Source organism: Bacillus sp. 166amftsu, assembly GCF_900107445.1.
Taxonomy (GTDB): domain Bacteria; phylum Bacillota; class Bacilli; order Bacillales; family Bacillaceae_G; genus Bacillus_A; species Bacillus_A arachidis.
In genome coordinates this window covers 746,583-770,660 of record NZ_FNQA01000001.1, presented here as the reverse complement: position 1 = coordinate 770,660, position 24,078 = coordinate 746,583, and the positions used below count along the sequence as shown (strand labels likewise).

25 protein-coding genes and 1 other annotated feature are annotated in these 24,078 nt (G+C 37.3%); of the genes, 21 read left to right on the top strand and 4 right to left on the bottom strand.

Annotated features, from left to right (window positions below):
- Positions 1-39: 39 nt before the first annotated feature.
- Both BLV40_RS04385 and BLV40_RS04380 read right to left on the bottom strand, forming a co-directional pair.
- Positions 40-690 (bottom strand): RsfA family transcriptional regulator, encoded by a 651-nt coding sequence (locus BLV40_RS04385; RefSeq protein WP_026593475.1) that lies wholly within the window; start codon positions 688-690, stop codon positions 40-42.
- 37 nt (positions 691-727) lie between these two features.
- Positions 728-2,014: a replication-associated recombination protein A gene (locus BLV40_RS04380; protein ID WP_090687612.1), complete on the bottom strand. Its 1,287-nt coding sequence runs from the start codon at positions 2,012-2,014 to the stop codon at positions 728-730.
- A 302-nt stretch (positions 2,015-2,316) separates the two neighbouring features.
- On the opposite strand from BLV40_RS04380, the gene BLV40_RS04375 reads away from it, so the two are divergent.
- The 7 genes from BLV40_RS04375 (at position 2,317) to BLV40_RS04345 (ending at position 8,733) form a co-directional block, all read left to right on the top strand.
- Positions 2,317-2,733 (top strand): cysteine metabolism transcriptional regulator CymR, encoded by a 417-nt coding sequence (locus tag BLV40_RS04375; protein ID WP_000704117.1) that lies wholly within the window; start codon positions 2,317-2,319, stop codon positions 2,731-2,733.
- A gap of 35 nt (positions 2,734-2,768) precedes the next feature.
- A complete protein-coding gene (locus BLV40_RS04370; protein ID WP_026593473.1) occupies positions 2,769-3,914 on the top strand; it encodes a cysteine desulfurase family protein in 1,146 nt (381 codons plus the stop codon).
- Between the two features lie 16 nt (positions 3,915-3,930).
- The gene (gene mnmA, locus BLV40_RS04365) at positions 3,931-5,046 is read left to right on the top strand and encodes a tRNA 2-thiouridine(34) synthase MnmA (protein ID WP_090687609.1); all 1,116 of its coding nucleotides are present in this window, start codon (positions 3,931-3,933) and stop codon (positions 5,044-5,046) included.
- 110 nt (positions 5,047-5,156) lie between these two features.
- Positions 5,157-5,816, top strand: coding sequence for a tetratricopeptide repeat protein (locus BLV40_RS04360; protein WP_090687608.1), 660 nt, complete (start codon positions 5,157-5,159; stop codon positions 5,814-5,816).
- Positions 5,817-5,919: 103 nt separating this feature from the next.
- A complete protein-coding gene (locus BLV40_RS04355) occupies positions 5,920-8,256 on the top strand; it encodes an SF1B family DNA helicase RecD2 (protein WP_026593470.1) in 2,337 nt (778 codons plus the stop codon).
- Positions 8,257-8,397: 141 nt separating this feature from the next.
- The gene (locus tag BLV40_RS04350) at positions 8,398-8,586 is read left to right on the top strand and encodes a hypothetical protein (protein WP_000490499.1); all 189 of its coding nucleotides are present in this window, start codon (positions 8,398-8,400) and stop codon (positions 8,584-8,586) included.
- Between the two features lie 18 nt (positions 8,587-8,604).
- A complete protein-coding gene (locus BLV40_RS04345) occupies positions 8,605-8,733 on the top strand; it encodes a YrzQ family protein (RefSeq protein ID WP_001102898.1) in 129 nt (42 codons plus the stop codon).
- A 46-nt stretch (positions 8,734-8,779) separates the two neighbouring features.
- Here the strand turns inward: BLV40_RS04345 and BLV40_RS04340 are convergent, their stop codons facing one another.
- A complete protein-coding gene (locus BLV40_RS04340; RefSeq protein WP_026593469.1) occupies positions 8,780-8,992 on the bottom strand; it encodes a hypothetical protein in 213 nt (70 codons plus the stop codon).
- A gap of 184 nt (positions 8,993-9,176) precedes the next feature.
- Between BLV40_RS04340 and BLV40_RS04335 the strand changes: the two genes are divergently transcribed.
- From BLV40_RS04335 to BLV40_RS04270, 14 genes are all read left to right on the top strand, one after another.
- Positions 9,177-10,235, top strand: coding sequence for an AI-2E family transporter (locus BLV40_RS04335; RefSeq protein WP_090687605.1), 1,059 nt, complete (start codon positions 9,177-9,179; stop codon positions 10,233-10,235).
- 83 nt (positions 10,236-10,318) lie between these two features.
- Positions 10,319-10,660, top strand: a binding site (T-box leader).
- A 53-nt stretch (positions 10,661-10,713) separates the two neighbouring features.
- Positions 10,714-13,356: an alanine--tRNA ligase gene (gene alaS / locus BLV40_RS04330; RefSeq protein WP_090687603.1), complete on the top strand. Its 2,643-nt coding sequence runs from the start codon at positions 10,714-10,716 to the stop codon at positions 13,354-13,356.
- 78 nt (positions 13,357-13,434) lie between these two features.
- Positions 13,435-13,701 carry an IreB family regulatory phosphoprotein gene (locus tag BLV40_RS04325; RefSeq protein WP_000348589.1) on the top strand — a complete coding sequence of 89 codons (267 nt, stop codon included), beginning with the start codon at positions 13,435-13,437 and terminating at the stop codon, positions 13,699-13,701.
- Between the two features lie 3 nt (positions 13,702-13,704).
- Entirely contained in the window at positions 13,705-14,118 is a 414-nt protein-coding gene (gene ruvX, locus BLV40_RS04320) for a Holliday junction resolvase RuvX (RefSeq protein WP_026593466.1), read from the top strand.
- Between the two features lie 12 nt (positions 14,119-14,130).
- Complete coding sequence (locus tag BLV40_RS04315; protein ID WP_026593465.1) at positions 14,131-14,415, top strand: DUF1292 domain-containing protein; 285 nt, start codon at positions 14,131-14,133, stop codon at positions 14,413-14,415.
- Positions 14,416-14,640: 225 nt separating this feature from the next.
- Entirely contained in the window at positions 14,641-15,711 is a 1,071-nt protein-coding gene (gene mltG / locus BLV40_RS04310) for an endolytic transglycosylase MltG (protein WP_026593464.1), read from the top strand.
- Positions 15,712-15,926: 215 nt separating this feature from the next.
- Positions 15,927-16,568 (top strand): O-methyltransferase, encoded by a 642-nt coding sequence (locus BLV40_RS04305; protein ID WP_026593463.1) that lies wholly within the window; start codon positions 15,927-15,929, stop codon positions 16,566-16,568.
- Positions 16,569-16,575: 7 nt separating this feature from the next.
- The gene (locus BLV40_RS04300) at positions 16,576-17,505 is read left to right on the top strand and encodes a peptidase U32 family protein (RefSeq protein ID WP_090687600.1); all 930 of its coding nucleotides are present in this window, start codon (positions 16,576-16,578) and stop codon (positions 17,503-17,505) included.
- An 18-nt stretch (positions 17,506-17,523) separates the two neighbouring features.
- Positions 17,524-18,804 carry a peptidase U32 family protein gene (locus BLV40_RS04295; RefSeq protein WP_026593461.1) on the top strand — a complete coding sequence of 427 codons (1,281 nt, stop codon included), beginning with the start codon at positions 17,524-17,526 and terminating at the stop codon, positions 18,802-18,804.
- Positions 18,805-18,821: 17 nt separating this feature from the next.
- Entirely contained in the window at positions 18,822-19,460 is a 639-nt protein-coding gene (gene udk / locus BLV40_RS04290) for a uridine kinase (RefSeq protein WP_003200515.1), read from the top strand.
- 282 nt (positions 19,461-19,742) lie between these two features.
- Entirely contained in the window at positions 19,743-20,219 is a 477-nt protein-coding gene (greA, locus tag BLV40_RS04285; RefSeq protein ID WP_035415628.1) for a transcription elongation factor GreA, read from the top strand.
- Between the two features lie 238 nt (positions 20,220-20,457).
- Positions 20,458-21,159: a hypothetical protein gene (locus BLV40_RS04280; RefSeq protein WP_090687598.1), complete on the top strand. Its 702-nt coding sequence runs from the start codon at positions 20,458-20,460 to the stop codon at positions 21,157-21,159.
- A gap of 91 nt (positions 21,160-21,250) precedes the next feature.
- Positions 21,251-23,005 carry a peptidoglycan D,D-transpeptidase FtsI family protein gene (locus tag BLV40_RS04275; RefSeq protein ID WP_090687595.1) on the top strand — a complete coding sequence of 585 codons (1,755 nt, stop codon included), beginning with the start codon at positions 21,251-21,253 and terminating at the stop codon, positions 23,003-23,005.
- Positions 23,006-23,121: 116 nt separating this feature from the next.
- Positions 23,122-23,757 (top strand): YrrS family protein, encoded by a 636-nt coding sequence (locus tag BLV40_RS04270; protein ID WP_026593457.1) that lies wholly within the window; start codon positions 23,122-23,124, stop codon positions 23,755-23,757.
- Positions 23,758-23,794: 37 nt separating this feature from the next.
- Here BLV40_RS04270 and BLV40_RS04265 read toward each other — a convergent pair whose 3' ends face one another.
- Positions 23,795-24,010 (bottom strand): YrzA family protein, encoded by a 216-nt coding sequence (locus BLV40_RS04265; RefSeq protein ID WP_026593456.1) that lies wholly within the window; start codon positions 24,008-24,010, stop codon positions 23,795-23,797.
- Positions 24,011-24,078: the final 68 nt, after the last annotated feature.

The following is a 24,078-nucleotide window of genomic DNA, read 5'->3' as shown; positions in this document are numbered from 1 at the left end:
AAAAAAACTCCCACCTTTTCATGTTAGGTGGGAAGTTCTTTAATTTTCCGCTGAATATATAATATCTAAATTCCCGTTCTGATCTGTTTTAAAAATAGGAGCAATTTGATCCTCTTGTTCATTTACTAGCACAAGTTTTCGAGCACGGTCCATAATTCTAACAAGCATTGCATAATCTTCTTCGATTGCTTGTTGTTTTTTCGTTAAAGCTGCTAGTTTGACTTCTAGTTCATCGTTTGTTTTTTGTAAGGAGACAAGCTTTGTATGCAAGTCTTCATTTTCATTTTGTATCTTTTCTAAGTGAGGATGATTGTGTCCTAAGTTTTGCAAGAATGAGATTACATCTTGCATTGTAAGAGAATGTTTATTAGAAACAGGTTCTTCGGAAAATTCAACATCAATTACGACTTTCTTTTTTTGTTTTGGTTGTAATAGTTGTTCTTTTTCTACATTTGCTTCAGAACGCTTTAACTCTTTTCTCTGCTTCTTAGCGAGCTGTACGGCGTCCTCATAATTTTGTCTGACTTCAGCATTCCAACGAAAGCCACAAGCGGCAGAAGTGCGGTTTAATTTGTCACCGACTTCATCGAACGCTTTTAGTTGTGTACTTCCTATGCGAATATGTCGTAAAACGGTTTCTGCTAAAAGGAGATCATCTTCTCCTGTCCATGCATCTTGGCGTGTTTTCATAAGCGAAACCTCCATTATGATGTCGTTTTCGCTTAGATTACCCTTTTGGTTTGCTTTTATGCGAACTTTGCAATCTTTCATATACGCTTGAAAGTGCTTGTTCAAATTTTCCAGTCGTTTTCGGTTTATAATATTGCTTATTTTTAATTTTGTCGGGTAAGTATTGTTGCTGTACCCATCCATTCGGATAATCGTGCGGATATAAGTATCCAATGCCTCTACCTAATGATTCAGCACCCTTATAGTGACTATCTTTTAAATGACTTGGTACATCGCCTGTTTGTCCATTTCGTAAGTCGTGAAGCGCAGCATCAAGCGCCTTGTATGCTGAATTTGATTTTGGAGAAAGGCAAAGTTCGATAACTGCATTGGCAAGTGGAATGCGAGCCTCTGGAAATCCGACGCGTTCTGCAGCTTCAATGGCAGCGAGCGTCCGTGGTCCAGCTTGAGGACTAGCAAGTCCAATATCTTCATATGCCATAATAAGAAGACGTCTCCCGATACTTTGTAGATCTCCAGCTTCAATAAGGCGCGCTAAATAATGAAGTGCAGCGTTCACGTCACTTCCGCGCACTGACTTTTGAAACGCTGATAAGACATCATAATGAGCATCTCCGCCTTTATCATGAACGAAGCTTTTCTTTTGTAAGCATTCTTCTGCAATCTCCAGTGTGATTTCTACCGCTTGATTATCTGTTGTAAAACTAGATAAAACAGCGAGCTCAAGGGCGTTATAAGCAGAGCGCATATCTCCACCTGATGCATTTGCAAAGTGACGAAAGGCCTCATCTGTAACAGTTACATGATATTCACCTAAACCTTTTTCTTTATTTTCAAGCGCTCGTTTTAGACCAATTAAAATATCATCTTCTGTTAGTGCGTGTAGTTCAAAGATTTGACAACGGCTACGGATAGCGGAGTTAATTGCATGGAATGGGTTGCTTGTTGTTGCACCAATCAATGTAAGAAGCCCGCTTTCTAAATGTGGTAAGAGAAAGTCTTGTTTTGCTTTATCTAAGCGGTGGACCTCATCTAAAATTAAAACAAGGTGGCGGTGCATCTTTGCTTCTTGCACGACAACTTCCATATCTTTTTTATTGTGAGTCACTGCATTCAATAGGCGGAACGGCGTCCCTGTACTGCCAGCGATTGCACTAGCAATTGATGTTTTTCCTGTGCCGGGTGGACCATACAAAATCATCGATTGAAAATGGTTTGCCTGCACCATTCGCCATAAAATTTTCCCTTCACCAACTAAATGCTGCTGTCCGATTATTTCTGTAATGTTTACCGGGCGCATTCGATGTGCGAGTGGTTGTTTCATCATGACCGTCTCCCTTAATGTATAATCTTATTCTATGGTATCATCTTTTTCGTGAAAAACTGAAATGTGATGCAATTTTATATAAGGAGTCTTGATTAATATTTTTAATTTTCTCTTTATTGTAATAATTTCCGAGTTTTTCAATGTGATTTTGTGTTATGATTTTGAATACACAAGTTGAAATTTCTTATAATACTATATTATGCTATAATTTCATAGGATTTTGATTTTTATATTGTGTTCTTCTTACGAATAAAGATTTAACTAATAGAAGTGAATTTTTGAAAAGAGGTGCGAAATAGATGAAAATTTCAACAAAAGGCCGTTATGGCTTAACAATTATGATCGATCTTGCGAAAAAGTTTGGCGAAGGCCCAATTTCTTTAAAATCAATTGCGCAGGCACATGACCTATCTGAACATTACTTAGAGCAATTAATCTCTCCACTTCGTAACGCTCGTCTTGTAAAAAGTACGCGAGGTGCATATGGTGGTTATGTATTATCGGATCAACCAGTCAACATTACAGCAGGCGATGTTATTAGAGTTTTAGAAGGTCCGATTAGCGTTGTTGAAATGATAGAAGAGGAAGAACCAGCACAGCGTCAGTTATGGATGCGTGTTCGTGATGCGGTACAAGAAGTATTAGATAGTACAACTTTAGAAGATTTAGTACGCTATGAAGAAGAAAATCATGGGGGTTATATGTTTTACATTTAATTCCTTGTGAAACGATTTGGAAAGAAGGAGATCTGATGGAACGCATTTACTTAGATCATGCTGCGACATCTCCGGCTCACCCAGAAGTAGTCGAAAAGATGATTCCATATATGACAGAAATATTTGGTAATCCGTCTAGTATTCATTTTTATGGACGCCAAACTCGTCATGCGGTAGATGAAGCGAGACGTACATGTGCACGCAGCATCAATGCAAATCCAAATGAAATTATTTTTACAAGCGGTGGTACAGAGGCTGATAATTTAGCGCTTTTAGGTGTAGCGCGTGCAAATCGCAATAAAGGACAGCACATTATTACGGCGCAAATTGAACATCACGCTATTTTGCATACATGTGAAGTGTTAGAGCGAGAAGGTTTCAAAGTGACGTATTTACCAGTTGATGAAACGGGCCGTGTTCAAATTTCTGATGTGAAAGAGGCATTAACAGATGAAACAATTCTTGTATCTGTTATGTTTGGGAATAATGAAGTTGGTACGGTGCAACCGATTGTAGAAATCGGAGAACTGTTGAAAGAGCATCAAGCTTATTTTCATACAGATGCTGTACAAGCCTATGGTTTAACAGCGATTGATGTGAAGGACATGGGTATTGATTTATTATCTATATCTGCTCATAAAATTAATGGTCCAAAAGGTGTAGGGTTTTTATATGCTAGCACAGCTGTGAAATTTGAACCGTTATTAACAGGCGGGGAACAAGAGCGAAAACGCCGTGCAGGTACTGAGAATGTACCTAGCATCGTTGGGCTAGAGCAAGCTGTTAAGTTGGCAGAATCAACCCGTGAGCAAAAAATTGCCCAATATGAAGGATTTAAAGATATAATGGTATCTGTCTTTCAAAAAGAAGACATTACTTTTGAGGTAAACGGAAACTTAGAACATCGCTTACCACATGTGTTTAATGTAAGTTTTACAGGAATGGATATTGAGCCGTTTCTTGTAAACTTAGACTTGGCAGGGATTGCAGTATCGAGTGGTTCTGCATGTACAGCTGGTTCTATTGACCCGTCGCATGTGCTAGTAGCGATGTTTGGAAAAGATTCCGATCAAATACGTTCATCCGTACGTTTTAGTTTTGGGCTTGGGAATACGAAAGAACAAGTGGAAAAAGCAGCGTACGAAACAGTGAAAATCGTGAAGCGATTAACACAAGACTAGCATAGGAGGTGACATGATGAACAAACTACCTCACGAAACACGTGTTGTCATCGGAATGTCCGGTGGCGTTGATTCATCAGTAGCAGCGATGTTATTAAAAAAGCAGGGCTATGATGTAATCGGAATTTTTATGAAAAACTGGGATGATACAGACGAGAATGGTGTCTGTACAGCAACGGAAGATTATAACGATGTAATTGAAGTGTGCAATCAAATTGGCATCCCATATTATGCAGTAAACTTTGAAAAGCAATATTGGGATAAAGTATTTACGTATTTTTTAGATGAGTACCGAGCTGGTCGTACGCCAAACCCAGATGTAATGTGTAATAAAGAAATTAAGTTTAAAGCCTTTTTAGAGCATGCAATCGCGCTTGGTGCGGATTATGTAGCAACAGGTCATTATGCACGTGTTGCTTATATCGACGGCGAATATAAAATGCTCCGCGGTGTTGATGATAATAAGGATCAAACATATTTCTTAAATCAATTAAGCCAAGAGCAACTATCAAAAACAATGTTCCCATTAGGCGAATTAAAGAAACCACAAATTCGTGAAATGGCGAAGGAAGCTGGTTTAGCAACAGCGACGAAAAAAGATAGTACAGGTATTTGCTTTATCGGTGAACGTAACTTTAAAGATTTCTTAAGCAACTATTTACCAGCTCAGCCAGGTGTGATGCAAACATTATCTGGCGAAGTAAAAGGGAAACATGACGGTTTAATGTACTATACAATTGGACAACGTCATGGCCTTGGTATTGGTGGTAATGGTGATCCTTGGTTCGCTGTTGGAAAAAACTTGAAAGAAAACATTTTATACGTTGATCAAGGATTCCACAATGAACTTTTATACGGAGATGAAGTTATTGCTACAAATGTAAGCTGGGTAAGCAATAGGGCGAAAGAGAAAGAATTTATATGCACAGCGAAGTTTCGTTATCGTCAAGAAGATAACAAGGTAACGGTTCAAATTGTTGACGAGAATACCGTTCGTATCCTTTGCGATGAACCAATTCGTGCCATTACGCCCGGGCAAGCAGTTGTTTTCTATGATGGAGATGAATGTTTAGGCGGCGCGACGATTGATGAAGTATATCGTAGTGGCAAGAAATTAGATTATTTAGGGTAAAAATGAGAGCCTCTGCCGATTCGCGGTCAGAGGTTTCTTTTTTTAAGAGCGAATTTTTGTTCGCTCGGAAAATAGATTCTTTGTTATAATTTGTTGTAGAGGTGAGGAACATGTCAAATAAGCTTGAAACAGGCATTCAATATATGCAAGAAGGAAACTGGGAAGAAGCAGCTAAAAACTTTACAGAGGCAATTGAAGAAAATCCGAAAGATGCGCTTGGATACATTAATTTCGCGAATTTATTAGATGTGTTAGGCGATAGCGAGCGTGCAATTTTATTTTATAAACGCGCGTTAGAATTAGATGAAAAATCAGTTGCCGCCTATTATGGACTCGGAAACATATATTATGGACAAGAACAATTTTCAGAAGCAAAAGTTGCTTTTGAACAAGCTATGCAAGCTGGGTTACAATCAGCTGATGTAACATTTATGCTTGGGATTACACATGTACAGCTTGGAAATGATCTTCTTGCACTGCCGTTTTTACAAAGAGCAGCTGAACTTGATGAGTCAGATGTAGAAGCAGTATTCCAATGCGGATTATGCTTTGCACGACTAGAGCATATTCAAAACGCAAAACCTTATTTTGAAAAGGTATTACAAATGGACGAAGAGCATGCAGATGCGTATTATAATTTAGGTGTTGCTTACGTATTTGAAGAAAATAATGAGAAAGCACTTGCCTTATTTAAGAAGGCGACTGAAATTCAGCCAGATCACTTTTTAGCAGGGAATGGTATTCGTTTATTAGAGCAAGAAGGCGAATAAAAATTAGATTTTAACGTGCAGTTACCCCTCATCTGATTGTGAAGGAGAAAGGTGGGGGCTGTACTGCTCGTTAGAGTGAGAAAAACCGGAAAGGAGAGGCGATATGGGAAATCAACATGCAATGGATTTGTTTGAGGAAGAGCAAAAATTTATAAAAGCACAAGTTCTTCATACCATTTTCCACAACGAAGAAAACCTCTATTCCGTTGTCAGTATGAAAATCATTGAAACAAATGAAACATATGACGAAAAAAGAGTGATGATCAACGGTCACTTTCCCCGTATGCATGAAGACGAAGTATTTACATTAACAGGGCATTTTAAAGACCATCCAAAGTACGGAAAACAATATTTAGTTGAAACATTTAAAAAAGAGTTACCCCAAACCAAAACAGGTATGGTGCAATATTTAGCAAGTGATTTATTTAAAGGAATTGGGAAGAGAACAGCAGAAAAGATTGTTGATTATCTTGGGGAACATGCAATTTCTAAAATTATGGACGACCCTGCTGCATTAGAAGGTGTTGTAAATAAGCAGAAAGCACAAGAGATTTATGACACAATTATTGAACACCAGGGTCTTGAAAAAGTCATGAGCTTTTTAAATGGTTATGGTTTTGGAACGAAGCTCTCGATTAAGATTTATCAGCAGTATAAAGAAATGACGCTTGAGGTAATTCGGAACAATCCGTATCAACTGATTGAGGAAGTAGATGGTATAGGATTCGGAAGAGCGGATGATATAGGACGAGCGCTTGGTATATCAGGGAATCATAATGACCGTGTACGTGCGGGATGTTTCTATACACTAGAGAATGTTTCACTGCAAGATGGGCATGTATTTATGGAAAAAGGTCAACTTGTTCGAGAAACAATGTCACTTTTAAATAAGCAAGAAAGCGCTGTGGCAGAAGAAGATGTAGTGCAGTGTGTTGAAATGATGCAAGGAGAAGGGAAAGTCATTATCGAAGACGAGCGTATTTATTTGGCATCTCTGTTTTATTCTGAAAAGGGCGTTGTCAAATCAATTCGCCGTCTCATGAATCAAGAAGAGACACCTTCGTTTCCTGAAGCAGAAGTACTATTAACGTTAGGGAAAATTGAAGAGCAGCTAAAAGTACAGTATGCGCCGTTTCAACAAGAGGCCATCCAAACTGCTCTTCATAAGCCGATGATGCTATTAACAGGTGGACCGGGCACAGGGAAGACAACTGTAATTAAAGGAATCGTCGAAATGTACGCTTCCTTGCATGGTTTATCATTAAATCCGAAAGATTATAGTGATGATAATCCGTTTCCGATTTTGTTAACAGCTCCGACAGGCCGCGCTGCGAAGCGAATGAGTGAGTCGACAGGACTTCCTGCTTGTACAATTCATCGTTTACTTGGATGGACGCCAGAAGGATCTTTCCAGCGTAATGAAACGGATCCGGTGCAAGGGAAGTTACTTATTATCGATGAATTTTCAATGGTTGATATTTGGCTTGCAAATCAACTATTTAAATCATTACCAACAAATATTCAAGTCATCATTGTAGGTGATGAAGATCAATTGCCATCTGTAGGGCCAGGGCAAGTATTGAAGGATTTATTAGATGCTGGGGCGATTCCGACAGTGAAGTTAACAGAGATTTACCGTCAAGCAGAAGGGTCATCCGTTATTCAACTTGCCCATGCAATAAAAAATGGAACGCTTCCACCAGACTTAGCACAAAATAAAAAAGATCGTTCGTTTATTGGTTGCTCAGGTACTCAAATTGTTGAGGTTGTAAAGCAAGTATGTGAAAACGCAAAAGCGAAAGGATTTAGTGCAAGAGATGTACAAGTATTAGCACCTATGTACCGCGGACCGGCAGGGATTAATGTGTTAAATGAAGCGCTGCAAGAGGTCTTTAATCCAAAAAAAGAAAAGAGTAGAGAAATTGCTTATGGTGATGTCGTGTACCGTGTCGGTGATAAAGTGCTGCAGCTCGTAAATCAACCAGAAAGCCAGGTGTTTAATGGTGATATTGGAGAAATTGTTTCTGTCTTTTATGCAAAGGAGAATGTCGAGAAACAAGATATGATTGTTATTTCATTTGACGGGATTGAAGTAACATATATAAAGCCAGATTTAAATCAGATTACGCATGCATATTGTTGTTCAATCCATAAGTCACAGGGAAGTGAATTCCCAATTGTAATTATGCCGATTGTAAAGAGCTATTACCGCATGCTGCGTCGTAATTTAATTTATACAGCTATTACGAGAAGTAAAAAGTTTTTAATTATTTGCGGAGAAGAATCAGCCTTTCAATCAGGTGTGAATCGTCTTGATGATTCAATGCGGCAAACAACATTAGCGGATCGCTTGCAGGAATCAAAAGAGGAAGTACAAATGGTTACAATTGATGGTCAGGAGATGGATGTGGAAAACATTTCACCGTATGATTTTATGTAACAAGGTGAAATTATATAGTGAAACTTTCAATATAGAAAGCGTTATTTTGAAAGTATAAGGCAGTTCTAGTATGTATAAATGAATGCAGTTTGGACATAATGGCGAATAGGATCTGGGAGACTGTAAGGAGATGAAAGCCATATGTTCAGTTGTCCAAATTGCAAAGGAAAAGATATTGGGAAAATAGGTGTCAACCAATTTTATTGCTGGAACTGTTATATTGAATTATCGGTTTCAAAGGGGAAAATCCATACGCATCAAGTAGAGGAAGATGGCTCGCTTAGTTCTCTTGATGATTTATTTGATGAGAATGAACGAACTATCGGATAATCAAAAGGGGGATTTACTTTGAACGTACGCAATTCATTAATCGCATTAGGTATTGGGGCTGCAGCGTATCAATATGCACGTAAACAAGACGTATTTTCCAAACGAAATATGAAAAGAGCGCGTAAAATGATTAAATCATATCTATAATCATTTCTATAAAGTGAAGAACTCCCTTATTTATTAGGGAGTTTTTTCATGTACTTGTATATAAATAAAACAGTCCAATTTCAGAAAAAAGATAAGAAAGCCCGTAACATCCAATACCAAGAACCCCATAATACCATAGCTGTTTTGCACGTTCCTTTCGCGTTGAACGTGTGAAGAATCCCTTCCAAATACCAAATCCAATACAAATCCATTCTAGTATCATAAAAAGTGCTGAAAGGATGAGCATGAACCAAATCATTTTATATCTCCTCCCCTATGTTCGAGCTGACTTAAGAGCTTGTTCGTATTAGGTTAAATATATGTAAGTTTTTAAAAAACAGTATGGCCCGTATGAAATTATTTTAGTCCGGTTATTTTTTTAAAAGTTTTGCACATAACCTTCCCTATTTCTTTTCAAAATAAGGGGAGAGGAGGTTTTTCGCTTGAAGAATCTTAAAATTATTTGGATTTATCGATTAGGGTTATTATTATTAGTGTTTCTATGTTTGCTTGTCTTTTTAAAAATTAAACCATTATGGGCACCGATTATATTCGTATTTAAAGTAGCAATTACACCATTTTTGATTGCTTGTTTTATCGCTTATTTGCTGCATCCCTTAATTGAAAAATTGCATAAAGAGGGAATGCCACGTACACTTGCTATTTTGCTGATTTATATTCTTTTTTTTGGTGGTCTCGGTTATGGGATTTATAAAGGGACACCGATTGTGATTGCGCAGTTACAAGAAGTTAATAAGCAATTCCCGCAGTTTATGAAAATGTATGATTCTTGGATGGACGGTGTGACAGAACAGACAGACAATTTCCCATCATTTATTCATGAGAAAGTAAATCAGATTTTTATTGGAATTGAAATGAAGATACAAGCGTTATTAAATAAAGTGATGAGTACAGCACGTGGTGTATTAGATTCATTGCTTATCATCTTTTTGATTCCATTTATTGTATTTTACATATTGAAAGATTATGGGGAATTTTATCATATCTTTTGGAAGATGGTTCCGAGTAAATGGCGTAGTACGGGGCAGATGTTGGCGAAGGAGATTGATAAGTCACTTGGAAGTTATATTCGAGGGCAATTATTTGTTTGTTTAGTTTTAGGAGGAGTGTCTGCTCTTTCATTTTGGTTTATTGGTATGAAGTATCCGCTATTATTAGGAATCATTGTTGGAGTTACTGATATAATCCCGTACTTTGGTCCTATTTTAGGGGCGATTCCGACATTGATGATTGCAGCAACGATATCCACAAATCTTTTTATTAAAGCAAGTATTGCACTTGCCGTTTTGCAATTTGTTGAAAGTAATATTTTATCTCCGTATATTGTTGGGAAATCGTTACGTATGCACCCGGTTATTATTATGCTCGCATTACTTGTTGGAGGGGAAATAGCTGGAATTGTAGGTCTTCTCATATCAGTTCCTATTTTAGCGGTGATTCGAACAGTCGTTGTTCATATAAAGCCGCTCTGGAAACATTGACAAATGGAAACGGATTCGCTACAATTTTGGCATATAGTATAAACTTACATACGTTTATATCATAAAATGTTATCATATATGATTTAAAATCGATGACGGAACGAGTATGTCACAGTCCATTTTTAGAGAGAAACTTCCATCGGCTGAAAGAAGTTTTAAATGAAGGGTGACAGAACGCTAATCCTGAGAGCAGCTAATCCCTGCCGTCTTGCCACGTTACGGCACCATGAGGTGATGAAATAAATGCATATTACAGTATGCAATCTAGCTTCAGCGTCTAAAAGCTCCGAAATTTCCCAATCTCACGGAAAGACAAAAAACGTCTTTCAGTTCGACTGGTTCAATTTCTTCCGCTTTTAAGCGAGACGCTTCCGCTTTTTATTTCATAATTAGGGTGGTATCGCGAGTTAACTCTCGTCCCTTTTATAGGGACGGGAGTTTTTTGTTTTTATGGAATTTCTTAAAGGAGGAAATATAGATGAAACAATTAACAGGCGCACAAATTCGTCAAATGTTTTTAGACTTTTTTGAGGAAAAAGGGCATGCAATTGAACCAAGTGCATCATTAGTTCCGCATGAGGATCCATCTCTTTTATGGATTAACAGTGGTGTAGCGACATTAAAGAAATACTTTGATGGTCGTGTAATTCCGCAAAATCCACGTATTACGAATGCACAAAAATCAATTCGTACAAATGATATTGAAAACGTTGGGAAAACAGCTCGTCACCATACATTCTTTGAAATGTTAGGAAACTTCTCAATCGGTGACTACTTTAAAGAAGAAGCAATTACATGGGCTTGGGAATTCTTAACAAGCGAAAAATGGATTGGATTCGATAAAGAGTTACTATCTGTTACAATTCATCCAGAAGATGAAGAAGCATTTACAATTTGGAATGAAAAAATGGGTGTTCCGAAAGAGCGCATTATTCGTTTAGAAGAAAACTTCTGGGATATCGGTGAAGGACCAAGTGGACCGAACACAGAAATTTTCTATGACCGCGGAGAAGCTTACGGTAACGATTTTAGTGACCCAGAGTTGTACCCAGGCGGAGAAAACGAGCGCTACTTAGAAGTGTGGAACCTTGTATTCTCTCAATTTAACCATAATCCAGATGGCTCATATACACCACTTCCAAAGAAAAACATCGATACAGGGATGGGTCTAGAGCGTATGACATCTATCGTTCAAGATGTACCTACAAATTTTGATACAGACCTATTTATGCCAATGATTGGGGCAACAGAATCAATCTCTGGTGAGAAGTATCGCGGTGGCGATGTAGAGAAAGATATGGCATTTAAAGTAATTGCTGATCATATCCGTACAGTAACATTTGCTGTTGGTGATGGAGCTCTTCCTTCTAACGAAGGCCGTGGCTATGTATTACGTCGTTTATTACGCCGTGCGGTTCGTTATGCGAAGAAATTAAACATTAACCGTCCATTTATGTATGAATTAGTACCAGTTGTTGGAGAGGTAATGAAAGACTTCTATCCAGAAGTTCTTGAAAAGAAAGATTTCATTGCAAAAGTTGTGAAAAACGAAGAAGAGCGTTTCCATGAAACACTTCATGATGGCGAAGCGATTTTAGCAGAAGTAATTGCAAAAGCGAAAGAAGAGAAAACAACTGTTATTTCTGGAGTAGATGCATTCCGTCTATATGACACATATGGCTTCCCAATTGAATTAACAGAAGAATATGCAGAAGAAGCTGGTATGACAGTTGACCATGCAGGTTTTGAAGCTGAAATGGAAAAACAACGTGAGCGTGCACGTGCTGCTCGTCAAGACGTTGATTCTATGCAAGTTCAGGGCGGTGTGCTTGGAGAAATTAAAGTAGCTAGTGAATTCGTTGGCTATGGTACAGTTGCTACAGAAAGTAATGTTATTGCACTTGTGAAGAACGGCGAGTACACAGATAGCTTACAAGCGGGTGATGAAGGACAATTAATGCTTGATGTAACACCATTCTACGCTGAGAGCGGTGGACAAATTGCAGACCGTGGTTACCTTCTTGCTGACGGTGTGAAAGTTCTTGTAAAAGACGTACAAAAAGCACCAAATGGTCAAAACTTACACAAAATTGTTGTTGAAGAAGGTACATTAACGAAAGAAGCGACTGTAAAAGCTGTTATTGATACGAAAAACCGTAGCAGTGTTGTGAAAAACCATACAGCAACGCATATTTTACACCAAGCATTGAAAGATGTACTTGGAACACATGTTAACCAAGCTGGTTCTCTTGTAACATCAGAACGTTTACGCTTTGACTTCTCTCACTTCGGTCAAGTACAAGCTGACGAATTAGAAAAAATTGAGCGTATCGTAAACGAAAAAATTTGGGAAAGTATTGATGTTGAGATTTCTCAAAAAGCAATCGAAGAAGCAAAAGCAATGGGTGCAATGGCATTATTTGGTGAAAAATACGGAGATGTTGTACGCGTTGTACAAGTAGGTGGTTACAGCTTAGAGCTTTGCGGTGGTTGCCACGTTGATAACACAGCTTCTATTGGTATTTTCAAAATTGTTGCTGAGTCTGGTATCGGTGCAGGAACACGCCGTATTGAGGCTGTAACTGGTAAAGCAGCATACGAATTAATGAACGATCAAGTAGGTTTATTAAAAGAAGCTGCAGGTAAAATGAAAACAAATCCAAAAGATATTTTAACAAGAGTAGATGGTCTATTTGCTGAAGTGAAGCAACTTCAAAAAGAGAATGAATCTCTTGCTGCGAAATTAAGCAACATTGAGGCTGGAAACTTAACAGATTCAGTTCTTACGGTTGATGGAGTGAATGTATTAGCAACAAAAGTGAATGTTGCAGATATGAATAACTTACGTACAATGATGGATGACCTAAAGAATAAACTTGAGTCTGCGGTGGTTGTATTAGCAGCTGTAAGTGATGACAAAGTGAATATCTTAGCAGGTGTAACGAAAGATTTAATCAACCAAGGATACCATGCAGGTAAACTTGTGAAAGAAGTTGCTTCCCGCTGCGGCGGTGGCGGTGGCGGCCGTCCTGATATGGCTCAAGCAGGTGGTAAAAACCCAGCACAAGTAGATGAAGCTTTAGCATTTGTCAAAGAGTACGTTAAATCTGTTTCAAAATAAAGAGAGAGTAGTGTACAATAGTAGGGAGAGGAGAAATTCTTCTCCCTATACTTACTACTTATAAGTGAGGTGCTTAAAATGGACGGTTTTGATAAAACAATGAAGTTTAATTTTCAAGATGAAAAACAGAGTGTCCATGTAAACGATGTACTTTTAACTGTGTATGATGCACTTCAAGAAAAAGGCTATAATCCGATTAACCAAATCGTCGGTTATTTATTAAGTGGAGACCCAGCATACATACCTCGTCATAAAGATGCACGAAGCATTATCCGCAAGCTAGAACGTGATGAACTGATTGAAGAGCTTGTGAAGTCTTATTTGAAACAACATCGTGAGGAGTAGTATATGCGGATATTAGGTTTAGATGTTGGAACAAAAACAGTCGGCGTTGCGATTAGTGACGAAATGGGCTGGACAGCACAAGGCTTAGAAACGATTAAAATCAATGAAGAACGAGAAATTTTTGGTTTTGATCGGGTTTCTGAGTTAGTAAAACAGTACAATGTGGACAAGATAGTAGTAGGATTGCCTAAAAACATGAATGGTACGATCGGTTCACGTGGCGAAGCATGTCAGCAATATGCTGAAAGCTTGCGTGAACTTCTGCAACTAGAGGTTATACTGTGGGACGAGCGTCTGTCAACAATGGCAGCGGAACGTCTTCTTATTTCGGCTGATGTAAGTCGAAAGAAGCGAAAGCAAGTTATCGATAAGATGGCTGCAGTCGTGATTTTACAAGGATATTTAGATAGTAAATAAGAGGTGACCAAAATGGAAGAAAATCAAATTACAATTGTAGACGAAAAAGGTAACGAGCATTTATGTGAAATTATTTTCACTTTTGATGCTGAAAAATTTGGGAATAAATCATATGTAGTCTTCTCACCAATTGGTGAAGTTGACGAAGATGGAGATCCAATTTACGATGCAATGGCATATGAGCAAAGTGAAGATGAATCAGGTGGAACATTACTTCCAATCGAATCTGAAGAAGAGTGGGAAATGGTACAAGAAATGTTTAACACGCTTGCTGAAGAAGAAGAGGGCGAAGAGTAATTAGTTGAAAAGATGGGCTGTACATGCAGTCCATCTTTTTTTTGTATTCTTGTGCAAAATGACAGATTTTTTGTCGAAACTATATAATTGTTTATAGTATAATTAGACAGATTATAGAAAAAATAAATTGCCTGTCTAGAAATGATAGGTGGATTTGTCGCGATTTTGTAGGATGTTGTATAGAGTGTGTACATACGGTCTACAATTGAATAAGGAGGAAGAACTTTGGTAGAGAATCAAGTGAGGAAGAAGCGTAGACGCGCCTTTTTAATAGTAATTATTGCGCTACTTGTGGTCTGTGTGTCCGTCTATGCGTATATTTCATCTGCGTTAAAACCAGTTGATAGCGGGAATAAAAAAGAAATTGAAGTAGAGATTCCCAAAGGCTCATCTACAAGTAAAATTGGAGAGATTTTAGAAGAAAAAGGCGCTATTAAAAATGGTACAGTATTTAGTTTCTATGCAAAAGCTAAATCTAAAAACTTGCAGGCAGGTACATATTTGTTAAATTCGTCAATGAATGTAGATGATGTAATGGAACAAATGTCATCGGGTAATGTCCATCGTTCAGTTGCTTATAAATTGACGATTAAAGAAGGTGCACAAATTGTTGAAATTGCAGATATAATTGCGAAGGAACTGAAATGGAATAAAGATGATGTTGTACGCCAATTAAACGATAAGGCTTTTATCCAAAAAATGCAGCAAAAGTATCCGGTATTATTAACAAATAAAATCTTTGATGGCAATATTAAATATCCGTTAGAAGGTTATTTATATCCAGCGACGTATTCTTACTACAAAAAAGATACAACTTTAGAAGAAATTGTTACAGAAATGCTTGAGAAAACAAATGCACTAATTGTTCAAAATAAGGAGAAAATGAAAGAAAAACAGTTGGACGTTCACCAGCTTTTAACATTATCTTCTTTAATTGAGGAAGAGGCAACTGGATTTACAGATCGTCAAAAAATTTCCAGTGTCTTTTACAATCGTTTAGCTAAGGGAATGCCATTACAAACAGACCCGACGGTATTATATGCACTTGGCAAGCATAAAGAGCGTGTGTTATATGACGATTTAAAGGTAAATTCGCCTTATAATACATATGTTGTAAAAGGGCTTCCAGTTGGGCCGATTGCGAATTCTGGTAAGCATTCTATACAGGCAGCGTTAGAGCCTGCCCAAACAGATTATTACTACTTCTTAGCAGCACCAAGCGGCGAAGTGTATTATGCGAAAACGTTAGAAGAACACAATGCATTAAAACAAAAATATATTACACAAAAGAAATGAAAATAGGAGGGAGAGCGAAAAGGGTCGCATATCCCTCTTTTTTATGATAAAATATACCGGGTTAAAAACTGGCAGAAGAATCGTTTTTAATATCAAAACGGGACGTACAAGCTAAGGATGAAGCTGGCTTGTATTTTTATTGCATTCTATGTGTGAAAAGATAGAAATTGCCACGTCATAGAGGCACTTCTCCATGTAAATAAGGAGGACCATTTATGGAGGATGCAGTTAACGAGTACCTACTATCATTTATTGATCCAAAAGAGGAACTGATTCTTGAAATGGAACAGTATGCAAGTGAATATCACGTGCCGATTATGGATCGTCTTGGAATGGAGTTTATGTTACAATTTTTACGTTTAATTGGGCCGAAAAGCATATTAGAGCTTGGAACAGCAATTGGTTATTCTAGTATTCGTATGATGCAAGCTATCCCTAATTCTCGTATTGTGACAGTAGAACGAAATAGTGATCGATATGAAAAAGCACTTGAATATATAAAACGTTCTCCTGTAAAAGATCGTATTTCCGTTATTTATGGTGATGCATTAGAAACAGGCGAACAAGTGAAAGAACATGGAACATTTGATGTTATTTTTATTGATGCTGCAAAAGGACAATATCGTCGCTTTTTTGACTTATATGAACCGTTATTAAATCCAGGTGGTGTCATTATTTCAGATAATGTGATGTACCATGGACTTGTAGCGACAAAAGAAAAAATTGAAAATAGACGTACGCGTGGTTTGATTCGTCGTATTAAGACGTACAATGAATGGCTGATGAACCATGAAGGATATGATACAACCATTTTCCCAATTGGTGATGGAGTAGCCGTGAGTAAAAAGAGAGGGTGACAAAGGTATGAAAAAACCTGAATTGTTAGTAACGCCAAGAGCGGTGGCTGATATTGAACCTCTTGCAAAAGCAGGAGCAAGCGCAGTAATGATCGGTGAACAAAAGTTTGGCTTACGTTTAGCGGGAGAGTTTACGCGTGATGATGTGAAACAAGCTGTAAGCATTGCACATGAAAATGGTATGAAAGTATACGTAGCGATGAACGCTATGTTCCATAACGACAAAGTAGAAGAATTAAAAGACTACGTTGCATTTTTGCAAGACGTGCATGTAGATGCCGTTGTTTTTGGAGATCCAGCAGTATTAATGACTGTACGTGAAGTAGCACCAAGCATGCAAATGCACTGGAATACAGAAACGACAGCAACAAACTGGTTCACCTGTAACTATTGGGGCCGAAAAGGTGCCAAACGTGCTGTCCTTGCACGTGAATTAAGTTTAGATGAAATTGTTGAATTAAAGGAAAACGCTGAAGTTGAAGTTGAAGTGCAAATTCATGGCATGACATGCATGTTCCAATCAAAGCGTTCATTAGTAGGAAATTACTTCGAGTATCAAGATCGTAATCTAGAAATTGAAAAGAAAAAACATGAAGAGAATATGTTCTTACATGATCCAGAGCGTAATAATAAATATCCAATTTATGAGGATGAAAATGGTACTCATATTATGAGTCCAAATGATATTTGTTTCATTGATGAGTTAGATGAATTAATCGATGCTGAAATTAATAGCTTGAAAATTGACGGTGTGTTAAAAAGCTCTGAATACATTATCGAAGTAACAAAGAAATATCGTAAAGCTATTGATTTATGTGTAGAAGATCGCGATGCGTATTATGGCGTGAAAGACGATTTATATAAAAAAATAGAAGAAATACAACCAGTAAATCGTCCGTTAGATACAGGATTCTTCTTTAAAGAAACGGTTTACTAAACGAGGAGGGTGTAGGAAATGACTGTACAAGAAATTTCACGAGTGATCGATGGAAAACGCGTAATTGTGAAAAAACCTGAACTGTTAATCCCTGCGGGTAATTTAGAAAAATTAAAAGTAGCTATTCATTACGGTGCAGATGCTGTATATTTAGGTGGACAAGAATTTGGTCTTCGCTCAAATGCAGGTAACTTTACGCTTGAAGAAATGGCAGAAGGCGTTGAATTTGCAAAAAAATATGGTGCGAAAATATATGTAACAACAAATATCTTTGCACATAATGAAAATATGGATGGGCTAGAAGACTATTTAAGAGGGATTGAAAAAGCTGGCGTAACGGGTATTATCGTTGCAGATCCTCTTATTATTGAGACGTGTAAACGTGTAGCACCTTCTGTTGAAGTACATTTAAGTACACAACAATCATTGTCTAACTGGAAAGCGGCGCAGTATTGGAAAGAAGAAGGGTTACATCGTCTTGTATTAGCTCGTGAAGTGGGCTATGAAGAGATGAAAGAAATTAAAGAAAACGTTGATATCGAGATTGAAGCATTCGTCCATGGGGCAATGTGTATTGCATACTCTGGAAGATGTACTTTAAGTAACCATATGACAGCGCGTGACTCAAACCGTGGTGGGTGTTGTCAGTCTTGTCGTTGGGATTATGACCTGGTTCAAACGGTATCACAACATAAGGAGGCAGAAGAACTTCCTTTATTCCAAGAGGGCGATGCTCATTTTGCAATGAGTCCAAAAGATTTAAATCTAATTCTTTCGATTCCAAAAATGATTGAAATTGGAATTGACAGCTTGAAAGTAGAAGGACGCATGAAATCCATTCACTACGTAGCAACAGTAGCAACTGTATACCGCAAAGTAATTGATACGTATTGCGCAGATCCTGATAATTTTGAGTTCAAACAAGAATGGTTAGATGAGCTTGATAAATGTGCAAATCGTGACACAGCTCCTGCATTTTTTGAAGGAGTTCCAGGGCACTTAGAACAAATGTATGGAAATCATAGTAAGAAAACAACGTATGATTTTGCTGGTTTAGTGTTAGATTATAATGAAGAAACAGGCATTGTGACGTTAGAGCAACGTAATTACTTCAAACCAGGTCATGAAGTTGAGTTCTTTGGACCGGAAATAGAAAACTTTACACAAACGGTGGAGAAAATTTGGGATGAGGATGGAAACGAATTAGATGCAGCGAGACATCCGTTGCAAATCGTGAAATTCAAAGTGGATCAACCAGTGTATGTGAATAATATGATGCGCAAAAGCATACATCAATAAGAAAGAGTGATAGTTGAATGGGGACGAATAAGCCGGTTGTAATTGGAATTGCTGGTGGTTCAGGATCAGGTAAGACAAGTGTAACAAAAGCGATTTTTGATCAATTTCAAGGTCATTCCATTTTAATTTTGGAGCAAGATTATTATTACAAAGATCAAAGCCATTTGCCGATGGAAGAGCGTTTAAAAACAAATTACGATCATCCATTAGCATTTGATAATGACTTATTAATTGAGCACTTACATCAGTTGCTTGCATATAAGCCGGTTGAGAAACCCGTATATGATTATACATTGCATACACGCTCAGAAGAAATTATTCCAGTAGAACCGAAAGATGTTATTATTTTAGAAGGGATTCTCATCTTAGAAGACCCACGTCTTTGCGATTTAATGGATATTAAAGTGTTTGTTGATACAGATGCTGATCTTCGTATTTTACGTCGCATGCAACGTGATATTAAAGAGCGTGGCCGTACAATGGACTCTGTTGTTGAGCAGTATGTAAATGTTGTACGTCCAATGCATAACCAATTTATTGAGCCTTCTAAGAAATTTGCGGATATCATTATTCCAGAAGGTGGACAAAACCATGTTGCAATTGATATTATGGTTACAAAAATTGCAACAATTCTTGAACAAAAAGTGAATTTGTAATAGCATAGTAAAAGATATACGATAGGAAGGGATTTTTTCCCTTCTTATCGAATACAATGAAACATGCAACCTCACCTAATGTTAGGTGGGGGCATATTTATATGAGATTTCCATACATATCTTCTTTATATAAAGAGGCATTGGAAAAAACACGGGGTTGTATGTGACAACTCCGCTAGTGCATGTGTACTAGAAACCTCCGCTACAAAGGTAAAGCGGAGGAGTTTTCATATTGAACTCCTCTTTTTTTCGGGGGATTGGTATATAAAAGGAGTGGAAAACATGGCAACAGAAAAAACATACCCTATGACGCAAGAGGGTAAACAAAAATTAGAAAACGAACTTGAGCAATTAAAAACAGTAAGACGTAAAGAAGTTGTAGAGCGTATTAAAATTGCGCGTAGCTTCGGTGATCTTTCTGAGAACTCAGAGTACGATGCAGCAAAAGATGAGCAAGCATTTGTAGAAGGTCGTATTACACAACTTGAAAATATGGTTCGTAACGCAGTGATCATTGAAGATAATGGTGAAGAGTCTACAGTTGTAACGTTAGGTAAAACTGTAACATTCAAAGAATTACCAGATGGAGACGAAGAAGCTTACACAATCGTTGGTAGTGCAGAAGCAGACCCATTTGAAGGAAGAATTTCTAACGATTCTCCAATCGCAAAAAGCTTACTAGGTAAGCAAATTGGTGAAAAAGTAGCAATCCAAACACCAGGCGGAGAAATGCAAGTAGAGATTATCTCTGTAAAATAATAAAAGGAGGTTCACTCATATGGGTGAACCTCTTTTATTTTTTTCTTCTATTATCCCGTTGCTCTCAAGATTCTAAGTGAAAAGTGCCAATCGTCCATGATATTTCGATTTTTATCGTATTCGACATGATGTGACAATATAAGGGTCTTAATTTTGATATTATAATTGATGAATTTTTATACTTTTATGTTTGGAAGTATGAGGAGATTTTAAAGGGGATAAGAAAGAGGGAAAGTTCATGAAAAAGAAATTATTTGCAGCATTCACTTGTGGCGTCATGATGACAGGATTAGCGGCATGTGAATCTAGTGAGAAAACAAGTGCATCAAACGAATCGAAATCGAAGCAAGAAGAAAGAAAAGACGAGGTATCTTCGTCCTCCAAAAACGAATCGAATACAAAAGAAAAGCAAGAATTAGATAAGGATAAAAAGAGAGAGAAATTTGAAGACTTTGATCCAGAGTACCAATTAGCTATTGTCATGAGACTTTTTAATGATGTAACTGTTAAATATGATTATGCAATTGGAAATCCTGAATATATGTTACAAGAGTCGATGGATCAGAAAGCAATAGATGACATGAAGAAGTTATTGCAAGAACAGGCAAAAAATAATGATAAACTTTTAAAAGATGAAGTAAATCAAGCTGTTACTTTCCTAAAAGGATCCAAGTTAAAGAAGGATGAAACTCAAAAATTAATCAACGCAGAAAACAACTATTTAAAGATAACAGAAAAACTGATAGCGTGTTTAGATTCTGTAACAGTTGAGAATGCAAAGGAAAAACGAAATGAAATGAATTCTTTAAAACAAGAATATGTGAAGAGTGCAGAGCAAGTAAGGACTACTGCAGTTGAAGTTGCTCAAAATTCAGGTTTAAATGTGGAAACTTATAAATCAGTTTTCGAAAAATATGCAAAGCAACCCGTCAACCAATAAAAAATAATTACATCATATAGGACTGGATAACATTACGCTTTGTATAAAAGGACTAACACCTCGTCTAAACTGAAAAGACGAGGTGTTTTTTATGAAAATGAAGCGGAGAATTGCGATTACTTTACTCTGTTTTGCATGTATCATGCTATTACTACTTGGTAGGCTAGCTCAAATACAACTTATAGCCACGGAATCATTTACAAAGAGGCATATAAATTTAATTGAAAAGAGTGTTACCCAGCGTACACAAGCATTCACATTGGATGATGGTAGGGGACATTTTGTTGACCGGAACGGAGAAAATCTAGGAGAAGAAAGATACCCAGTGTTAGTCATTTTTCCTTTTCTACAAATAAAAAATGACATGTTAGAAAAAATTACGCATATCATTGGTGTGCCGGGGCAAGACATAAAGCTGCAAATGAAAGACAAACGAAAACCATTTATACTTCAAAGGGGTGATAAACCGTTTCAGTTAACGAAAGAACAGATGGAGAAGGTAAACCGTGCGGATATTTTAGGTATGGTAGCAATCGAAGTGAGAATGAAACAAATATCGGAAGCGGAGCATCTGATCGGAGTAGTCGGAGAAAACGAGAAGGAATTAAAAAAACGATATGAGAAATTAAAAAAACTATCTAGTCAAACAATTATCGGTATTTCTGGATTACAGCAATCGTTTGATGAATTTTTAATGACTGATGGTGAAACGAAAGTATTATATCAAGTAGACAGACAGGGAGAACCGATTTTTGGGAAACGTGCAAAATATACATCTCCTGGAAATCCCTTTTATCCAGTTACGATTCAAACGACGATAGAAAAATCTTTGCAACAAAAAGCAGAAGAGCTTGTGCGAACACATGGAATCAAAAAAGGTGGATTAGTACTACTTGATGTGAAGAAGAGTGAAATTGTAGCAATGGTGAGTAAACCATCTTTACAGATGAACGATAAGCGTGCATATCAAAAAACGATGGAGAACCAAATGTTAACGCCTCATTTCCCAGGTTCCGTTTTTAAAACAGTTATAGCGGCCGCAGCAATTGATAATGATATGATTCAATCTCATCGTATGTTTAACTGTAATACAGATCCGTATGGTGAAAATTTCTCACAGGTTATGATGGGGGAATTAAACTTCACAGAGAGTTTTGCTAGGAGTTGTAACAGAACATTCGCTGTGCTTGGTGATGAATTGATGCAAAAGGATAAACATATAATGGAAACGTATTTAGAAGCGCTAGGAGCGAGTGAGACGGTAGGATGGAAAGGGCAAATGTTTCATACGTCTGGGTTTAAACAGTTGATAGAAGAGAAAAAAGCAACTGTTTGGAATGGCGAAGAAAATAAGGTGGGTCACAAAGCAATCGCTCAAACGGCAATTGGACAAAAGGATGTAAGAATATCCCCTTTAGCCATTGCAAATATGATGGCGACGATTGCAAGAAATGGGGAGAAGAAAGAAGTAAAAGCTGTAAAAGAAATCCGATATAAAAATGGAACGAAATTTTTTTATTTTGAAGACCATAAACTGGAAGGACGACAACTCTCTTATAGTACAGTGAAACAGGTACAATCCTTGTTAAGGAAAGTCATAACGATGGAAAAGGGAACAGGTGCAACGTTTCAATCGCTACCTTTATCTGTTGCTGGAAAGTCTGGGACTGCGCAAACAGGAAAAGAAGATCGTGTAAATCGTTGGTTTGCGGGTTATTTCCCATACGAAAACCCGAGATATGCACTAGTAGTTGTTGATTTAGAAACGAATAGTAAAGAAAATACTGTAACACCGATTTTTAAAGAATTTGTGGAAGAGATTGCTCACTTGGAAGGGAGAAGGTAATCTTGCAATTTATTATCAAATGTTTTCATTTCGTGAAAATGTTACTGTAGTTGTTCAACCATTTAAGATTTAGTGTTACAATAGCAAGTAGGAAAAACTGCATGGAGGTTTGAAGAATGGCAGGAGGATCTAGATTCCAACAGAAACAACAAAAACGTCGTCACAACGGTGTTTTAAATATCGCAATAGCTATCGTATTATTAGCAGTAGCTATTGTAGCGTATCAATTATTTGTTCCTGATACAACAGAGCAAGCGTCTTCTACACAAAAGAAAGTATCTCAGGAAACAACAAAAGGTAATAAAGCTGAGAAAAAGAAAGATAAAGAAGAGCAAGCAAAACTAGAAGAGCAAAAGAAGAAAGAGGAAGAAGAGAAGAAGGCTGCAGAAGAGAAACAAAAAGCTGAGGAAGAAGCGAAAGCAAATGAGAAAGTTCCAGCTGAAAAAACACAGCCTAAAGCAACTGATGCTTATACAAAAGCTTCTTGGAAGCCAGTTGGTACAACGCAAGGTGCAACACCGGCAATGACATTTAAACAAGGGTCAGCAGATTGGAATGAGATGAAACAAGCAATTTCCTCTGCAATTGAAGTTCCAGTGGAACAGTTGGTCATTCACCGCATTGGAAACAACGGTAAGCAAAAAGCATACGGTAATGTACAAGATAAACAAACCGGTAAAAAATATTATGTAAATATTGATTGGGTAGAAAACGAAGGCTGGAAACCAGTACTTGTTCAAACTCTAAACTAAAAAAGAGAAAGGTTCTTAGAACCTTTCTCTTTTTTAGTTAGCGTAATTTTTTTAATTTGAAATGAACAACTGCGCTGTAATATGGCCGTTTGCTTTCAGTATCCATAACCATTTGATGAGAAATATGATGAACTTCCAGCATAAGTGCTTTATTATTGTCAATTTGTTCGTTAACTTTCTTTTCTAAAGAAACTAAGTCAGCTGCCTCAAAAAATTCTACTTTATCTTCCAACATTTCAAAGGTAAATGACACAAAATACGCCCCTTTCTGCATAATCTAGTTAAGTGTAACAAAGAAAAGAAGGAAATACCATTTTCATT